At 37.8% G+C, this 19,212-nt stretch carries 9 protein-coding genes and 1 pseudogene; 2 read left to right on the forward strand and 8 right to left on the reverse strand.

Features of this window, described 5'->3' with window-relative positions:
- The 8 genes and pseudogenes from ACQR30_RS14155 to ACQR30_RS14190 all read right to left on the reverse strand — a co-directional run.
- Positions 1 to 1,589: RagB/SusD family nutrient uptake outer membrane protein (locus ACQR30_RS14155; RefSeq protein ID WP_429736236.1), on the reverse strand; the 1,589-nt coding region annotated here is incomplete at its 3' end.
- 44 nt (positions 1,590 to 1,633) lie between these two features.
- A pseudogene (locus ACQR30_RS14160) lies at positions 1,634 to 3,196 on the reverse strand (SusC/RagA family TonB-linked outer membrane protein); the annotation flags it as partial.
- 15 nt (positions 3,197 to 3,211) lie between these two features.
- Positions 3,212 to 4,825 carry a TonB-dependent receptor plug domain-containing protein gene (locus tag ACQR30_RS14165; RefSeq protein WP_429736238.1) on the reverse strand — a complete coding sequence of 538 codons (1,614 nt, stop codon included), beginning with the start codon at positions 4,823 to 4,825 and terminating at the stop codon, positions 3,212 to 3,214.
- 4 nt (positions 4,826 to 4,829) lie between these two features.
- A complete protein-coding gene (locus ACQR30_RS14170; protein WP_429736240.1) occupies positions 4,830 to 6,299 on the reverse strand; it encodes a fasciclin domain-containing protein in 1,470 nt (489 codons plus the stop codon).
- A 55-nt stretch (positions 6,300 to 6,354) separates the two neighbouring features.
- The gene (locus ACQR30_RS14175; RefSeq protein ID WP_429736242.1) at positions 6,355 to 8,034 is read right to left on the reverse strand and encodes a fasciclin domain-containing protein; all 1,680 of its coding nucleotides are present in this window, start codon (positions 8,032 to 8,034) and stop codon (positions 6,355 to 6,357) included.
- Positions 8,035 to 8,076: 42 nt separating this feature from the next.
- Entirely contained in the window at positions 8,077 to 9,567 is a 1,491-nt protein-coding gene (locus ACQR30_RS14180) for a RagB/SusD family nutrient uptake outer membrane protein (protein ID WP_429736244.1), read from the reverse strand.
- Between the two features lie 23 nt (positions 9,568 to 9,590).
- Positions 9,591 to 12,887 carry a SusC/RagA family TonB-linked outer membrane protein gene (locus tag ACQR30_RS14185; RefSeq protein ID WP_429736246.1) on the reverse strand — a complete coding sequence of 1,099 codons (3,297 nt, stop codon included), beginning with the start codon at positions 12,885 to 12,887 and terminating at the stop codon, positions 9,591 to 9,593.
- A gap of 17 nt (positions 12,888 to 12,904) precedes the next feature.
- Entirely contained in the window at positions 12,905 to 15,094 is a 2,190-nt protein-coding gene (locus tag ACQR30_RS14190) for a fasciclin domain-containing protein (protein ID WP_429736248.1), read from the reverse strand.
- An 862-nt stretch (positions 15,095 to 15,956) separates the two neighbouring features.
- Between ACQR30_RS14190 and ACQR30_RS14195 the strand changes: the two genes are divergently transcribed.
- Both ACQR30_RS14195 and ACQR30_RS14200 read left to right on the forward strand, forming a co-directional pair.
- Positions 15,957 to 18,293, forward strand: a complete 2,337-nt coding sequence (locus ACQR30_RS14195) for a glycoside hydrolase family 2 TIM barrel-domain containing protein (RefSeq protein ID WP_429736250.1) — start codon at positions 15,957 to 15,959, stop codon at positions 18,291 to 18,293.
- A 75-nt stretch (positions 18,294 to 18,368) separates the two neighbouring features.
- On the forward strand, positions 18,369 to 19,212 hold an 844-nt coding region (locus tag ACQR30_RS14200; protein WP_429736252.1), incomplete at its 3' end, for a glycosyl hydrolase 115 family protein.

The raw sequence follows: 19,212 nt of genomic DNA on the forward strand, positions 1-19,212 counted from the left end.
CAACGATCGCCTTCAAAGGCCAATTCAAGCGCAGATGAATTTACCAGATAGTTTTCCATGTTTAATTCTAAACTGTCTTGACTACTGGCATTTAAAAACTGTCTTGGGAGACTTGTCGTATCATAATACTTGGATGAATCAATTACCTCTAAAGGCAAACTCACTCTCCCATTAATTCCATTATTTCTATACCAAGGAGACCTGAAAGAAGGAAAATCTCCAAACCTCGAATCAAAATCAAAAGGCGCACCAAAACTCTGCTCAATATTCGTTACATCTCTTGAATCATGTGCAGCATTCAAATGCTCCGGGTCTAATGCTTGTTTAAGTCCCCAATTTAAAAATCCATAAGCCAATTCTGTTCGTCCGGATCTTATAGCTGCTTCCGCAAAATGAAAATGCAAAGTCGCAGCCCGATAAAGTATCCACTTGTCGTTTGTGGCAAATGGCAGCAGCGGACTATAATTTGAGACAAACTTATTCACTACTGGTTGCCCCCCAACCATTTTATAGGATGCCCCTTCGCCTCTAAAGTCACCTGGTGTATTATCTGTTCTTGTTTGTGCGGTCCAACTATTCATTACCAGCTGAGAGGGCTTTAATAAATAACCGCCCGCAGAAGGATAAAACAATTTTATAAAAGGATTTTTAGGACTGAAATTTTGATCAAAAGGCAAGTCCCACATTATTTCGTAATTAGAATATCTTTCTCCATAAGGTTGTGTAAAAATATTTGACCAAAGTGCTCCATTGATATTTGCTGTATAGGCAACTTTATAAGTTTCATACCACTGTTCACTATTCATTGCCGGATAAAGTATGTCTGCATAATTCATCATATAATGATAATTGGTGGCAGCCTGTACATAGTCCCCTTTCCATAAATAAAGATCGCCTAGTAAACATTTTATAGGAATAAAAAACTTATCCGTAGCATAGCCATCCACGGTGGTCAACAAAGAAGTTCCCGCAGGAAAAGGGGTCTTATAAGGAAGAGACTCCGTAAATTGTACAAGAGAATCTATCAACTGATCGAAACCAATTCTTGGGTAATTGGATTGATTTTTAAGATCATCCACATTTTCTAAAGGAGTAGTAACATAAGGAATAGTTCCGAACTGAATGCCCAATTGAAGATATAACCAGGAACGAATAGCTCCCACAGCAGAATATCTAAGATCAAAATCAGCTTGCGTCATTCTATTATCTTGCAACATCAATTTAAAATTCTTCAAAGCATCATTGCAATTCATGATCACCGCGTAAAACGGCCTCGGATCGGAATACGGATTGTCTTGAGAAACGCTTTCTGTATTTATTTCATTTAAGTATTTATCTGCGTTAGGTGTTACATCCATTAAATCACCTCTTAGTTCATTTAGAATGATATACTTATCTGAAAGCCCCATCACCTGTCCGTATATACCAATAATAGCGGCATCAGCATCATTAACATCCCGATAGACCTGGGACTTGTCTATTACAGATTGTGGTAGCTTATCAAATGTCTTATTGCAAGAATAAAAGACTAAGCTCAATATCGACAAAGCAGCCACTTGTCCCATCTTTTTTATAATACCTATTTTCATCCCCATCTCTTTTATTTTTATAAGTTGTATACTTAATATTTCTATTAGAATCCCAATCTAATGCCTAATTGTACTGTCCGGTAAATTGGTTCCAGTCCTAAATCGACGCCTTGACCAAAAACACTATTGGTCGCGCTAAATTCAGGATCGTAACCTAAGTATTTCGTCCAGGTAATCAAATTGTTTCCAGTAGCATAAATCTTTACATATTTCAACGCGCTGGCTTTTACAGGCAAGTTGTACGTAAGCGTTAATGTCCTTAGCCTCAAATAAGATCCATCTTCTATCCATCTGTCTGAGAACCTCGCATTACCAGCCGGATCACCCCAGGCAGCTCTTGGCATGTCTGTAATTTGGCCATCAGATCTCCATCTATTTTCTACCGCCAGTGATTGGTTGTTATAGCCTGACATAGATTCTAATTGTGCCCTTGTATAATTATAAATGTCGTTGCCTTGACTAAAGGTGAACAAGGCATCTAAAGTCCACCTCTTTAAAGACAATGTATTAGAAAACCCACCAACAAATTTTGGATTAGGATCACCAATAACCTGCCGGTCCTGATCGTTTATGATATGATCACCATTTACATCAACAAAGCGAACATCTCCCCCCTGAAAAGCGTGCATTGTACCGTCACTATTCTCGTACTGCAAGCCGGACGCTTGTGCTGCCGCTTCGGTGGCAAACACGCCATTTGTCTTATATCCATAAAACAGATTGGCCGCGTGTCCTCTTTCAGTCAAATAAGTAGCACCCGCAAAAGAAGTGGTTTGGCTTCCATTAGGGAATTTATATATTTTGTTTTTGTTGGTAGAGACATTCAATCCCATATCCCATTTTAAGCCTTTATTGATAATTCTCCCATCAATAGTTATTTCCACTCCATCATTGCCCATCGTACTATTATTGGCAATCATATAATTTAATCCAGACGCAGTCGATATGGGTTGTATCGTAATCATATTATAGGTCTTATTATGATATAGATCCACACTCAGATTTAATCGTTCATGTAGAAAAGAGGCGTCTAACCCAAGATTTAATTTATCTACACTTTCCCATTCCAACTCTGGATTACCTATATTGCCGCGCACCAATCCTTCCATTCCTAATAGGTTTTGCGAAACATAATATTGTCTGGCAGTATAGTTGCCGATATCATCATTACCCACTCTGTTATAACTTGCGCGTAATTTCAAATTCTCTACAAACTTAACATTAGAGAAAAAGTTCTCTGAGCTCATCAGCCAACCAAGTGCCAGGGAAGGATTGAGCGCAAACTTGTTATTTCCAATTGCAAAACCGTCGGGCGCTTGTTTCCCAAAACGAGAGGAGCCATCAGAGGATAAATTAAAAGAAGCAAAATATTTATCCTGAAAAGAATAACCCGCGTGTAAATAGGTATTTAACCAATTCCACTTACCAATATCGCCGCCCACACTTCTTAGAGATGCAACACCCATTCCTACGCTTACAAATTCATCAGTGGCAGAATTATAACCCAGACCATATTCGTTTTCACTTTTATTGTCTTCATACCTGAACCCTGCGTCGATATTTAATTGATGCTTTAAATTAAATGTGTGCTGGTAACTTAATTTCGTATCGTTATATAACGATTAAAAACGTTCTAAATTACTGCCCGATCTGTTATTAGCAACGGCAGTACTCAATGTATCAGGAACCACCCCCGATTGAGGAATAAAAAAGTCTTCCTGTACTTTATCAAATGTGCTACCGAGTATTGTTTGAAGGCTTAGTGAATTATTAAATTGATAATTAAATTTGACAGATCCTGTAAATCTATAATTTTTGTTTGCCCCTTGCATATTTTGACTAATTGCGACAGGATTAGACAAATTAAATACATCGTAGTCCGCTAAATTCGGAGAAACCTTACCATCGTCACCCACTACATGTATAGGTAGAAATGGCGATTTGGCCAAACTTAATGAAAGCGGACTAAGCGGATTTTCACCTCCTTGCATCTGAAGATTTTCCTGATTGGATATAAGCGCCAGATTAACAGCAGCAGTCAATCTCTTTGATAAATTCAGATCACCATTAAACCGCACTTGGAACCTGGTTAAGTCGGTATTATCTAAAACACCTTGGCTTTTTAAATAACCGAGAGACAATCCATATTTAGCAATATTATCCCCGCCCGTAACTTTTAAATAATAATTGTTGTCGAAACTATTTTTCATTACGGCATTCTGCCAATTGGTATTATAATGATATCTATAATAATTTGTAGAACCTGGATTATCATTCATGTAAGGTTCTCTTTGAATTTCATCCTGCGTCATGCCCGTGCTTTTCAGCAAAGCAGACAAATAAGTTCTATAATCATCCGCCTGCATTACAGGCAGATCTGAGGGTCGGCTATTAAATCCGCCATAGGCTGCAAAATCTATTCTAGTGGCCAGTTCCTGCGCCCGCGCCGTAGTTATTAATATCACACCATTTGCCCCTTTTGTACCGTAAGTAGAGTTACCACTTTTTAAAACAGTAATATTATCAATATCTTTTACATCGATATTGGATAATGGATTATATAGATTTCCCGATACCAATGAATTGCCATATTCATTATTATCATAAATAACACCATCTACTACTACTAAAGGATGGTTGGTCGCATATAAAGAGTTAGCACCTCTTAATGTAACATTTGCACCTATACCAGGAGTGCCTGAACGTCTTACTACATCAAGGCCGGCGATCTTCCCTTGAAGATACGTCATAGGCGTTTCTGAAGATGACTGTGCCCATTTATTGTCTGCATTAACAGATTGGACAGAATAAGGAATAAAATCTTTTGCCTGATTCCCAAAAGGTAATGTGGCAACATCATATTGAGACGTAAAAGGCTCTTCATACATAAGAATGGTTACCTTTTCCCTACCTTTTAATGCCACCTGTTTTTGCTGATAACCTTCTCCCGAAAGTAATATTACAGCGCTATAGGAAGGCACAGCTATTCTGAATCGACCTTTATTATCGGTAATGGCCGCAGAATATTCGGGAATACTTAAAGCAATTCCGGATAATGATTCTTTTGTACTTGCCAAGCGGACTACGCCGTTTACAAACAAAGTGTCTGAATGAATCATCTGTTTCTCAGTATGCTTTTCAGCGAAAGTCTTTTGCCCGGTAGACCTCGAAACAATTAAGGTAACGGCTAGACCTGACAGTAATAAGTTTCTCGCTATTTTAGTATATAAATGCATAGGATTAATTTAGAACGGGTACGAGTTTAATGTAATCAAGAACTATTGTGTTATTACCATTTGTTTTTACGTTATTACCTACAACAAATAAATCTTCAAGACCGTAAATGCCTGGCGTAAAATCTCCTAAATAAACCTCGCTATAATCATTGAGTTGAACCGTCGTATAGGGAAATTTAACATCATAAGCAATATTGGTCGGATTGGCAAAAGCCGTATCCGAATGGGATTTGAACGCCATCATCATCGGAAAAGTATTCGTTTGAAAATCATTCACAGCTACCCAGTATACCTTATAGGTTACCGAGTTTAGGGTCGTAGGATACCTCAGCCAAAAGGAGGACAATCCATAATTCTGAACTAAAATATCATTGAAAATGGAATCTGTATTGGGATTTCTTCGTTTACGAATAGTATAACCAACTGTTGGATCCATCCGATCATAAAATCTCTCGCCTTGAATAACAACTGGTTTAATCTTGGTATCCAATTCATAATCAAGTTTATTCAATACATACACAATTCCGTTGCTCACTTTTACAGTTTTCACAATAGAGCTTGGGTCAATATGAATTTTTACACTGTCTTTGTCGGAATACAATGTGGCACCTAAACTATCAGGGGAAATAAGCCCATCAACGGCAAAATCCTTAATCAGGTTCCATTGCGCAAGGCTATCGGTCATTGCCTGTGTCGTGTCCGAAAAATAAGGTATTAATTTATTTTCCTCGTCTGCATAAGCAGCATCTGTGAGTACAATATAAGTAACTAATGAATCTTCATTATTGATATTTACTTTTTGTAGAAAACGGTTTCTCAAAACAATACCTGTTCCCGGCTTATATATAGGAGCTCCTGTTGTAGGATCTAGACCAATCAATTCCGCGCTATCGGGATCGACTTTTCCGTATTGCAAAGTTTGCAAAAACTTATATTGTAAGCTTGTCGAGTCCATCTGATTAATATATTCCCAAGCATTCAATTGTGGCGTGAATGCCTGACCTAAAACGTGCAGGACCCCATTTTTAGCCCTTTGATCTTTAGCAACAATGGTAACATCATTCAACTTGTCTTTTGCAAAGATCACATTCTTCCCGTTAAGCGTTTTGACGCGAATTGAAGGGGCGGCATCTACCGTAAAGTAAGCTTGATTGGCAATATAATTTCCAATTAGAAGTCTAAGTTGAGCGGTGTCATTTATATACGATTGATCAATAGCTTTTAAAGCAGCATTGGTCGGAGCCCATACAGTAAAGGTTTTCGACGACTCTATAACTTTATCGTAGCCGGTTTTTACAAGATAACTTGCAAAAAGGCTCAAACTATCATTAGCTTTTATTTCCTCCATTAAATTTTGCGTAATGGACGGATCGGTAATTTCATTACGTTTATCCCACTGATCCTTCTTGCAAGAACCAAATACTATCAACATTAGAAGCAATAAGATAATCGAATTTATTTTTAATCGTATCATATTTTCACATTAATTTTTACAATGAAAGCCCTTGTTTAAAATCATCCTTATAAATCTAGGGGGTTGTAGGCGCATATACCGGCGTGCCGTCTACATCAAATCGCGGATATTGCTGATCCATATCTACCGGAATAAACTCAATCATATCTATCCAGAAACCACTATCCCCTCCTTTCAAGTTGGTAAACCTTAATGCATGCTGGCTTGTTGTTAGAATATCAATAGTACCCACTAAATAGCCAGCATAATTCTTCTGTTCAGAAGCAGTATATTCTTTCCAACCTTGCGCTTCCCGATCGGCCTGTGTACCCGCCGGCATATAGGTACTGGAATTAATGGTTCTTTGCAAAGCAACCCCATCAATAGATACTTGATTAATGTTATCATGGCTGCTACCGCGTCTATAACATATCCAAACTTTATATTTGCCCTGCACTAATAAAGGCGTTTTAAACTCTACCCAAGGTGTGCGATTTGACCCCAGCGGCACTTGTAAATAATCGCTATTTACATATGGTGCACCGCCATATTTATAAGAAGGAGGAGCGGCAGATGTGGCAGACGACGGCAACGTAATAAAAGATGGTAAATTGGTAAGCGAATAATTATAAGACTGTTTACCATAATAAGCGGGAAGGCTCATAATTTCCGGATACTGGCATATATCCCAATACACAGGGAATGGTGAACGTTTTTTAATTGCAATTAAACCAGCAGCATCATGCAATACGCCATTGGTCGCAGAAATATCACTTCCAGTTCTATCGAGTTCTATCCCTTGTTCGTGAACACCGTTGAATATATCATCATTAATTAAAACGGAGTCTCCTATATATTTTGTGGTAATAACTTGTGTGGGAGCCCATGTATTAAAAGAAGAGCTAGAAATAATATCTGCCAAATAATTGGCATTATATAAAATGTGATAATCTACAAATAAATGAAGACTATCCGTTATGTCTTTCGGATTCCCCGTGTTAGAATATTTGGCTTTTAATTCGTCATAAGTATTTACTCCTTGCGCCTTGAAAACAGAATCAGATTCGGCAATGAGCGTAATCCAAGCTCTGGTAGAATCGGGATTTTTTGCCGGTAGAATATTTAAAGAATCATATAACCCCGTTTCAATAAGAGCTTGACCAAAAATTGAATATTTTGGACTGTTTACTACGAGTTGAGCCAAAGAAGAGTAGGCTGGTTGTAATACATGGTCGATAACATGTATAACACCATTACCTTCTCTTAAATTGCTTTGTAAAATATTTGCCTGCCTATTGATAGTGAGGTAAGTAATACCCTTTTCATTGCTTGCTCCAGTCACCAGGTATTGACCGTACATCGTTAGATAAGGTAACTTGCCGTCTGTAAATGAAATAGTGTAAACTGTGTCTTGTAATAAATGAAATTTTACAAGATTCTTAAGTGTATCTACATCAAAATCCGTTAAAGAGCTTTTCCCCTCCTTCTTAAGATATGATTTCACGGCACTATTAGTCGGCAAGAATAAAGTATAATGACCATAAGCGCTTAGGAAGCCGTCGTAGCCCGTAATAGAAAGCATTTGCCTAAATAAGGAAAAAGAGTCGGGGTGTTCATCCAAATAGCCAACAATATTTACCGCATTCGTTGTCGAAGTAACAATAGAAAGCTTCTTACAACTCCATCCGATACTCAGGATGAATGACAATGCGCATATCGCTAAGACGATTTTTCTTTGAAAGTATTTTGTTTTCATGACCTAATATTTTAATTTTTTTTCAGTGAAGCCTACACACTCCTATTGATAAAATGGGTTTTGAATTAACTTCTTGTCGGCTTGCAATTCATCCTGATTAATGGGCAAGTAATGGCTTCTAACGTCTTTATATTTATTCACAATAGTTTGTTGCAAATAAGTAGGGGCATTCTTTTTTACCACATCCAGCAGTACACCAAGTTGCTTATAATTATTTCTTTTGGCAAACCTGAGTACATCGAACCACCTCTTGCCTTCAAAAGCGAACTCTCTTGCCCGTTCATCCAGAATATATTGAGCAATATCATCAGCAGAAGTGGAATCTGGCGTTTCAACGGTTTCGTCTATAGCGTGTGCCCTGTCTCTTATAGTCTGTACTAAAGTCAAGGCTTCTCCGCCTCTATTTACCCAAGTAAGTGCTTCGGCCTTCATCATAAGTATATCAGCATATCTATACACAAACCAATGTGCAAAAGACTGATCTGCTGTACGCAGTGTTATTGACTCTCCGCCAGTTGCAGCTGCATATTTCAATATCGTACCATCGATAGCATTCATAGAACCACCATCTCCACGAATGTCTTTTTGCAAGCCCGAATGATCTAGACCGAAAATATCGGAGGAAACATTTGGTGCTGCTACATAAAGCTTACTCGATGAAATAAATTGATTGTAGAAGGGATTCAGCGCTTGTTGATCGAATTGAAACTCAAAAATACCTTCACTTGAGTTACCATTAAAGTAGAGTGTATTGAACCATTGAGATTGATCCGTTCCACTAACCAAGCCATATTTTTGAGAATTGATTACAGAATCGCAAGCGGCAATACAACTGTCATATTTATCTTCCCATAAATAGGCATCGGCTTCTATAGAGAATACCGTATTCTTTGTTATTCTACCTTTATCTGTATTGATATTTCCATAAGTTTCTACAGCATTTTGTTGTGCAAATTTTAGATCCGTTATTATTTGATTATATACATCTAGCTGCGAACTTTTTACTAATTGGGTTACTTCATTGTCTGTTGAAGTTGCTGACAGCTGTAAAGGCACTTCCCCAAAGGTCCTCAATAAATAGAAATACATTAAAGCTCGTATAGTATGAGCTTCAGCCAGATAGGCGTTTTGTTGTTTTACCGTAAGTGTCGCATCGTTTTTAATAACACCTGGCCCATACTCTAACACGGTATTGCAATCATTAATCGTTCTATAAACTACAGACCAATCCGTAAAACTATTGGAGGATAGAATATTCCCCTCCATAATATTAATAGCATCGGTCGATGTTTTCAAGGTGGTACCTACCATGTCCGCTCTTAATTCACCCCAAGCAAATAAATCGGTTACTAATTGAGGATCTAACAAAGAAGAATAACAACCTATTACTGCAGCCCCAAATTGCTCTTTTGTTTTCCAGTAATTATCTCTAATGATGCCATCTTGGGGTTTCACTTCCAGCCACTTGTTGCAAGAAGTGCTTACAGTAATGATCAGTATAAGAGAAAAAATGACTTTAATATGTTTTATCATAATTTATGAATATTTACAGACGATTAGAAACTAACATTTATTCCAAGTAATACATTTTTCGAAGGTGGCGTAAGTGCATTATCTACCGGATAAGCGAAAGGACTATTATTTCCTATAATAGACACATCAGGATTCTGTCCTTTATATCTTGTAAAAGTCACCAAATTCTCTACCGTTACATAAAATGCAGCATTTCTAATTTTCCATTTATCCAACAATTTCGAAGAGAATGTATATCTAAGAGTAACTGCCTGCAACCTTACGTAAGATGCGTCTTGCACATATCTACTCGAACCGAGCCAGTTATAACCAGAGTGGTAGAGTGCTCTTGGGACGTTGGTAATATCTCCGGGATTCCGCCATCTACCAAGTACAGCCGTACTTTGATTATTAAAACTATACATGTTAGATGTATTCATATCTGCCTGATTAACTACATCGTAACCCAACTTGTAATCAAAGAATGTAATAAGTTTTAACCTGTTTTTGAAAGCCACATTCAGGCCAAAACCACCCGTAATTTTTGGCAACCCATTTCCTAAATACACCACATCTTTATCATCAATCGTACCATCATGGTTTATGTCTTCATATTTGGCATCTCCCGGTTGAAATGTATAGTCGATTGCCGGATAATCGAAACGCATATAAAGAGGTTGCCCGAATGGATCTGTAACTTTCGCACCTTGCGCATTTCTGACGATTGTAGCATCTTTATCTGTGTAAACACCTTCGTATTTATAACCGTAAAAAGAACCAAATGGATTCCCCACCTGCAAATAGGTTTTATAAATCCCATTTTTATTAAGTGAAGGTGTATTTGTTGTAGGATAGAAAGGGGAAATAGAGCGTATAATATTCGTATTGCGCGCAATATTCAAATCAAAACCTATTGTCCAATTGTTAGTCTTCAATGGAAGCGTATTCAACAAGAGCTCCCAACCCTGATTGTCCATTGTCCCCACATTGGCGGGGATAGAAGAGAAACCTGTATAAGACGGAATAGTCAAATTATCATAAAACATATCTTTAATTCTATTTCGATAAACTTCTACATCAATCCTGATACGGTTTTTAAACATCCAAAGGTTAAAGCCTAAGTTACTTCCTACCAAAGTTTGCCATTTTAAATTGGACAATTCAACATTCGATGGATAAACACCCGATTGTCCCTGATAACTGTATGAATAAGGCTGATAAGTGTTAAAGTAGTTCCATATAGCTTTATTCGGTGGTGCCGAACCGGCCTGACCATAACTTGCCCTAAAACTTAAATCGTCAATAAATTTCTTATATTTCTGCATAAACTTTTCTCCCGACATACGCCATCTCGCGGATAGTGAAGGAAAAAGTCCATACCGATTACTGGGTCCAAACCTAGAATTACCATCAACCCTGGCACCGACATTTACAATATAACGATCTAACCAACCATATTGTCCTTGCAATAAAGCACCGACCGTTCTAACTTCACCTTTCGTCGAGGAAAGCGCGGCGCTTGCATCGGTTGCTACCGACGGATTAAACGGATATTGAAATTCAGATGAAGCGGTATTTGAAGTCAATACATTATAGGAGTTATATTTATTATCATCTGTCTGCAAAGATAATAATGCCTGCAATTGGTGATTTTCGTCATTGCTTTTTGGCGTATAGATAAAATTTGTTTTCGTGTAAACATCGTACACATCGCCGTCACTTGCGCCCGCACTATTTGATGATGGATCTGTTGAAGAAAGCCCGGAAACATTTTGTGGTAAAAAAGTATGGGACTTTGTATTATTGATATCAAACTGTATATCAAAAGTAGTTAACAAAACAGATGGGATAGCTTGATATTGCAATTGGAAACTTGGCGTAATTCTATCTCCAGTCTGTTCATAAATACCATTTTTTGCCAAAGCAACAGGATTATAAGTTGTAAAATACTGCCCTTGTATATTAGATGCAGGAGAGAAATAATTAGGCGATTGATTGCCATATAAGTCATATTGATATATACTCATATTCGGCATTTTATTATAGGCTACTCCCCTTACTTGATAGCTACTACTTGGTATATAATCCAATTGATTGGTCAGGTGCGCATAGGTAAAGTCAGATCTAAAATGAATTCTGCTAGAAACAGCATAATCCAAATTTATTTTTGATGTAACTCTGTTTAAACCTGTTCCAATAGTCGTCCCTTGCTGGTTAAAATAACCTACTGAAGCATAGTATTTAGCTTTATCGCCTCCACCAGTCATCGAAATGTCGTGTTCCTGAGAATAACCTACTTGCGTGATCGCTTTGATCCAATCTGTATTTTTACTATAGTTATAATACCAATAGGGGTCAGTCGGGTCATAGGAAAATTCTTTATTAGCATTAATATCTAATGGTAGGCCACCAGTATTAGCTACTTCCTCTGGAATAAGTGTCGCATATTGATCACCATCCAGTAATGGAATAGCCGGCGGTTGTTTTGAATAAGTCCCTTGAAAAGAATACGATATGGAAGGTTTCCCCGCATGTCCTCTTTTAGTATTGATCACAAGTACACCATTAGCAGCTTGCGATCCCCATAACGCAGTAGCGGCGGCATCTTTAAGCACAGTAATATCCTGAATATCTGAAGGTGCCACATTTAAAAGCTGCGCATATCCTTCTACATCAGCTGTACCAAAATTAAAATCGGGCGGAATCGTAGTACTATAAGGCATCCCATCTAAAATTATTAATGGATTTGCAGATCCATTGAGCGTAGCAGTACCACGAATTCTAATAGCTAGGCCAGCCCCTGGGTCCCCAGATGTAACGCTAATACTCACACCGGGCAACCTGCCTTCCAAAGCACTTCCAATATTGGGAGAAGATAAATTCTCCAATTCTTTTTGATTAATTGTAGCAGTTGCGAGCGTTGAGTTTCTTTCGGAAGTCTTCATACCTGTCCCATTATCCATTGAATTCGTTGATTGTATAACGACATCTTCTAAGGAGCCGTTGTCTCCTTTTAAAGCAACATTTATTTCTTTTCTGCCTTTTATAAATTGCGTGGTAGCTACATAGTTGATAAATGCAACGGCTAAAGAGTTATTGTCTGGGTCATTTACCCTAAGGGCAAAATTTCCATCAATGTCGGTAAAAGTTCCATTAATAGTTCGACCATCCTTATCTCTTTCCATGACAGACGCTCCCGCAAGCGGCAATTTGGTCGTCGAATCTGTAATCGTACCTCGTAGAATAACTCTCTTCTGAGTGTTTTGAGCTAAGAGAAAACTATTGAGTAATAGTGTAAAAACAAAAACAACGAAGCAGCGTATATAGGGCAATTTTTTCATAAACCTTTTATTTCAAATTATTGAGCGTTAAAATTTAAAACCTTGTCTATTGAGTGTATCACAGCTCTGTCACAAAGAATATTGCTTTCTGGAACATTGACATTGGCCACATTACCATAGGCATCTTTCAATTGCATACTGTTTACGTGATTAGTCACATTTATAAAAGTTAAATCTCCATTGAGTGTTTTTAGCAGTGTTGGATAGGCTCCCGATTTCTTCCCATCCGGTACAACCGAATTTTTGTCTAAAATATGGTAGGTTATAAATTGAATTACCTCCTGTTGATCATTGGCATTGGAAGGTTTAAAATTAGGTACACCTGTGGTCGTATTCCCCGGGAGTAAGCCATCCATGACCGCTTGAGAAATAGCAGCATTTGTAGGAACAAAAATTGTATAAAAATTTCCGGGTGTTGTTCCTAAGATAGAAAGATCACTTGCACTCCATAAAGTAGAATTGCTAAGGTAATTGTAGAAACTACTATAATAATCCGGTTGAGAGGCCGCTAGATTCTTTAAATGCGCACCAAGCGACAATTCTGAGAAAGTCAATAAGCCATCTACGTAATACACCTTCCCATTGACTGAAGTCGAACTGCTATCAATATGAACCACCGTTCCGTCATCCATATTCCCGCCGGCAAATAGTGTATTATTTTTATAGCGTACATATTCATTATCCCAGGTTTCTACAATTCCCTCTCCGGACAAATCATCCAATTCATGATTTTGTGTAACAAAAACAGAAGTCTGTAAGATCCTGAAAACTCTAGATTGAGGATTGGCCCCATAAGAAACAGTACCTCCAGCCGGCAGATAAGACCAAGAATTTTGATTCGTATTAAAGTCGTAACCACCAGCATTCATCACTTTATTTGACATCATTATCATTGTAAAATGACCTTCCGGGTTAATGATAGAGAATTTTATATCTGCATTAAGCGCCCTTGTCATAAGCGAATAATTGGGATCCAAAAAAGCCTTTCCGTAAATAGTTCTAAATACATTCGCATCCTGTACTTTATTGACACCATAGAAGAATCCGTTACTGCAAATCTTTTTGTCAACGACATTACTTAGGGAAAAGGTGGGTGCCTCCTGCTCGCTATTTACCGTTTGGGCAAGTTTACTTGGCCAAATGCTCGTCGTCCACATAAGCGAATTAAGTAAACTTATTAGTACTTCCGGTGGCGCCGCATCAAATGTGCCGTAATGCGAAAGTATTTTTTGTTCATAAGGAATTAGCGCTTCATTTGTTGGTGCGACCAAACTCCAACCATTAGTTTGTGCATCGGTAGTCGAAAGAATAAAATTTTCATTATTTGGCGAAAAAGCTAAACCCAATAAGCCACCAGCATCATATAATTTAATGAAAACTGAATCAGCAGATCCGGTAAGCGCTTGATTACGTAGGGTAATATCGCCATTTGACTGGTAGCTTATTACTTTAGCAAGTAATCGCCTAAATTCGCTATAATCATCGTTGCCTGCCAGATATTCCTCTAAATTTGGCAATGGGGTTATCACTCTATTTACTTCGTCAATCAAACCATTTTCTGCGGGAATATCGGCATTTACGACAGAAGCTCCGGCAACATTAAACCCCGTATAGGTAGATTGCGGATAAAAATAATTATAATCGTAGACAGACAGACCATTGAATGACAAAAACTTATCGAGAAAATAAGGAATATACTTATTGTTATTATCACTTGGGTCAAATGAACCGTTTCTATTAGCCGCCAGAACTGTTTTGCCATTTTCGCTATATACCCAATTATAGTAAGCAGTTTTCCTTTTAAAGGCAGCACTCGTGTCTGCCCCTCCAGAAACTTGGTAGCTACTCAAATCCGCTTTTCTATAAGCATTATACACCAACGCGTATCTCACTATTTTTTGCGCTAGAGCGGAATCAATTCCCTCATCCCCACTAATGGCATTTTCCTTAAAAAATACGGCAAATGCACTGTCATTTGGTGCAAAAATGGTCCAATAACCACCACTACTTAAATTGGATTTGTAACCGGATTTATCAATACATGCTAAAAAATGGGTGAAGTTGCCCCTAGCTTGTAATACCCGATAGATAGGTTGTGCTAAATCTGACGGTCTTCCATAATATTTGTCCCATTCCTTTTTTCTACAGCTCGAAAAAAGAAACAATAGCATAAAGCTCCATAATGCAATCCGAAATAATCTGTTCATTATTTATTAAATTTTATTAAGATGTATTCCACCATGGTTTATAAGAAAGTTTTGTAATACAAAAATTGAATATTTCTCTGAAATCTGTAGAAGAAACAGCAATACAGGTATTTTAACATTTACCAATTAAGAACTATAAATTTTAGACAAATATTAATTCTTTTCAAGCAGTACCATTTTCTAGTATCTCATAAGATCACTAACGACCAATAGTTAACAAACCTAAAAAACATTTTCCTTTTAACCATCCCGTACTATCCTGCCTCAAAAAAATCAGGCAGCTGTTTTTATTTTAATGCTGAAAAATATTTTTTGAAAATATTTTTTACATATAAATATTTATTTTAAATATAAATTAATAATCGTTCTAAATAATTTTCTATATGTCCATAAACAGGGACTTGTAGCGATTACCCAGAAACAAAATCATAAATATAATAAGGATTTTTAAAAGCCATTTTGGTAAGAATTTTCGTCGAAAAAGTAAGGAGTTTTTGACTCAAAAAAAATTGAAAATATTTTTTTTATTTTTATTTTTATTGTCCAAAAAGACGTTTAAAGTTAGAAGTTTATCAAATCGAATTGAAATGCATTTGTTAATTATTTAAACATAATTTATTCATATATGTTAAAGGAAATACGTATACAACTAACGTTTTTTCCCCCGACCTCTTACTTTTGAAATAGACCAAACTTCCTGCATTTCATAACAGTGCAGGATGGTCCGTGATGGATTTAGATTTATATTTACTTTCCCTATTAAAGTCAAATTTGACGCGCTTAAAGAGTTTTATTGAATAACAAACATTTGTTTTTATAGTGTTAGGGCGTCATTTTAATTCAATTCAACAAACATAAAAAGATGGATATGGTAAGATGGATAAAAAAAATAATGCTGATAGGATTTTTTGTATTTCCTTTTATCAGTAGATCCCAGGACACTATCCCTCGCCAAACTATACTCTTTGATAAAGACTGGTCTTTTATTCAGTCGGATATGCAAGGCGCTGATAAGGTTGGCTTTGATGACACTAAATGGACGGTACTCGATCTGCCTCATGACTGGAGTATCTTTGGTCAGCCGGACAAGGACAATCCAACGGGGTCGGGCGGTGGTTATATGCCCGCGGGTATCGGTTGGTACAGAAAACATTTTAACTTAAGCAAAGCCGATGCTCACAAACGTATATTCATTTATTTTGATGGTGTAATGGCCAATAGTGACGTTTGGATAAATGGATTTCACTTGGGCGAGCGCCCATATGGCTACATAAGTTTTGCCTATGAATTAACTGGTCATTTAAAATTTGGCAAGGGTGAAACAAATATACTGAGCGTGCGTGTGGACAATTCTGTTCAGCCAGCTTCCCGCTATTACACAGGCGCAGGAATATATCGCCATGTGCATTTGATTATTAAAAGTCCAGTTTATATAGATAAATGGGGTGTATTTATAACAACTCCTCAGGTAAGTTCAGAAAAAGCGACCGTTAATATTACAACGACTGTCTTTAACTCGACCAATAAACGTAAAAATATTGTAGTGCAGACCTCGTTGGTTAGTCCCGAAGGAAAAGAAGGAGAAGTTTTCAATAGTCAGACCAAATCAATAGAAGCTGGAAAATCTGTGAGTATTGAACAAAATATTCCCGTCATTAATCCAAGTCTTTGGGATACCCATCATCCAAATTTATACAAGGCGGTTACCAAAGTTAAGGCGGACAAAGTGGTAGACGAACAAATAACTACTTTCGGAATTCGCAGCATTCAATTTACAGCCGATAGCGGCTTTGTGCTCAACGGTAAGAAAGTAATGATTAAAGGAGTGTGTATGCATCACGATGGCGGTGCAGTGGGTGCGGCGGTCCCCCTGGGTGTTTGGGAACGTCGTTTGCAATTATTGAAGAATATCGGCGTAAACGGCATTCGCACCTCACATAACCCTGTTGCTCCTGAATTTTTAGACTTATGCGACCGTATGGGCTTTTTGGTAATGGATGAGACTTTCGATACATGGGAGGCAAATAAAGTACATGGGAAAGGAGGGTATCAGGAGTTTTTTAAACAATGGGGGTTAATTGATGCCCGCGATCAAGTAATGCGCGACCGCAACCACCCGTCCATTGTTATATATAGCGTGGGCAACGAGATTCACGACAATCTAAATGATTCCGCCGGTTTTAAAAAGTATCGGGATTTACAAAACACTTGTCATAGATACGATGGAACAAGACCGGTAACCATGGCAATACTTCGTCCTGCTACTTCAAAAGTATATGTAAATGGGTTTGCAGAAATGATGGATGTGGTAGGTCAAAATTATAGAGAAAATGAATTAATAGCTGCTCACGAAACACATCCCAATTGGAAAGTAACTGGCACTGAAAACGGAATGACCAGAGACGCATGGCTAGCATTGAGAGACCATCCTTATATTGCAGGGCAGTTTCTTTGGGTGGGATTTGACTACTTGGGAGAAGCCATATGGCCGAACGTCATAAACAATCTGGGATTATTCGATCACGCAAATGGTATTAAACCGATTGGTTTGCAGCGCGAAAGCTGGTGGTCGACAAAACCTGTTGTTCATATTGTACGCAAACAAGAAAAGGATGGCAAGGCTACCTGGGTGGCAGACTGGACACCAAAAGACACTACTATTTATAAAGAAGCAATAGTACAGATCTATACAAATTGTGATGAGGTAGAATTATTTTTGAATGGAAAATCACTAGGCACGAAACCAAAAAATGCTGATGATGCGCCCATTCAGTGGAGTGTAACTTACAAAAAGGGCACCCTTAATGCTGTTGGCCGAAATAAAGGATTTCAGGTAGCTACCGAGCAACTAAAAACTGCGGAAGCGCCTGCAAAAATCATACTTACAGCAGACAAATCCAGCATTAAGAATAATTGGAATGACCTTAGCTACATTACCGCCAAAGTTGTTGATGCAAATGGTGTTATGTGTCCGCAGGCTGCTCAATTAATTACATTCAGTACTAAGGGGTCCGGAAAGATCTTTGCAACGGATAACGGAAGTACGAGTAACCATGAAAAATACAGCTCCCACGTCCGAGCAGCCTATCAGGGTAAAGCAATTGCTATTGTTAAAGCCAATGCCCCTTCTGGCTCAATTACAATTAAAGCTAATTCACCGGGGTTACAGGAGGGTAAGATAACTATTGAGGTGCAGTAAAAAAAGTGCAATTCCTACTCCGAAAGAGCTTTATTAAACATTGAATAAATCTGAACATAGGAAAAATTATTAATAATGATCAAGCATAAGAAAAAGGTCCAAAAATATATAACATACTTTCTTATTCTAATAGCCATTTCTTATGTAAAATATGGTTCAGCCCAAAACATACATAATCAATCGGAGAACTTTATTTTATCTGCACCAAATCACAGTACGACGATTTTTGTCTGGAAAAATGAGCTACCGGTCGTAAAAATTGCAGCAAAGGCGTTTGCCGAGGACATCCAAAATATTACAGGAATAAAGTCTCTAGTGACTTCTGACCCTGATCTGCTCAGTGCTTCGGTGATTATCATCGGTACACATCAAAACCCGATGATACGAGCAATAGAGAAAGAGAACAACGTATTCAAAAATGACAGCGCCTGGGAGCATTTCACGATTAATGCTTTTAACCGCACAGGTATTTCCGCTATAAAAAAGGCACTCATCGTTTGTGGCAGCGATGCACGTGGTGCGGCTTTTGGTGCATTTGCATTAAGCAAAAAAATAGGTATTTCGCCTTGGATTTGGTGGGCAGATGTAAAACCTCAGCGGCAAAAGGAAATATTTTTACCCATGAATATTCATATAGATGAATCACCAAGCGTAAAATTTAGAGGTATCTTTTTAAATGATGAAGACTGGGGATTACGACCTTGGGCTTCTGCAGGCTTAGATACCACAAACAAAAATATCGGACCTAATACCTATGCTAAAATATTCGAACTTTTATTACGTCTAAAAGCCAATACTATTTGGCCGGCAATGCATCCAGGTACGACACCTTTTTTTCAGATTCCAGAAAATATAAGAGTAGCGGAACAATACGATATTTATGTGGGCTCTTCACACGCTGAACCAATGCTGCGCAATA

It is taken from the genome of Arachidicoccus sp. (genome assembly GCF_050436765.1).
GTDB lineage: Bacteria > Bacteroidota > Bacteroidia > Chitinophagales > Chitinophagaceae > Arachidicoccus.

Bases quoted from the DNA above. Each gene is read 5' to 3' on its own strand.
- ACQR30_RS14165 (WP_429736238.1), bottom strand. From the start codon at position 4,825: ATGCATTTATATACTAAAATAGCGAGAAACTTATTACTGTCAGGTCTA.
- ACQR30_RS14170 (WP_429736240.1), bottom strand. From the start codon at position 6,299: ATGATACGATTAAAAATAAATTCGATTATCTTATTGCTTCTAATGTTG.
- ACQR30_RS14175 (WP_429736242.1), bottom strand. From the start codon at position 8,034: ATGAAAACAAAATACTTTCAAAGAAAAATCGTCTTAGCGATATGCGCA.
- ACQR30_RS14180 (WP_429736244.1), bottom strand. From the start codon at position 9,567: ATGATAAAACATATTAAAGTCATTTTTTCTCTTATACTGATCATTACT.
- ACQR30_RS14185 (WP_429736246.1), bottom strand. From the start codon at position 12,887: ATGAAAAAATTGCCCTATATACGCTGCTTCGTTGTTTTTGTTTTTACA.
- ACQR30_RS14190 (WP_429736248.1), bottom strand. From the start codon at position 15,094: ATGAACAGATTATTTCGGATTGCATTATGGAGCTTTATGCTATTGTTT.
- ACQR30_RS14195 (WP_429736250.1), top strand. From the start codon at position 15,957: ATGGATATGGTAAGATGGATAAAAAAAATAATGCTGATAGGATTTTTT.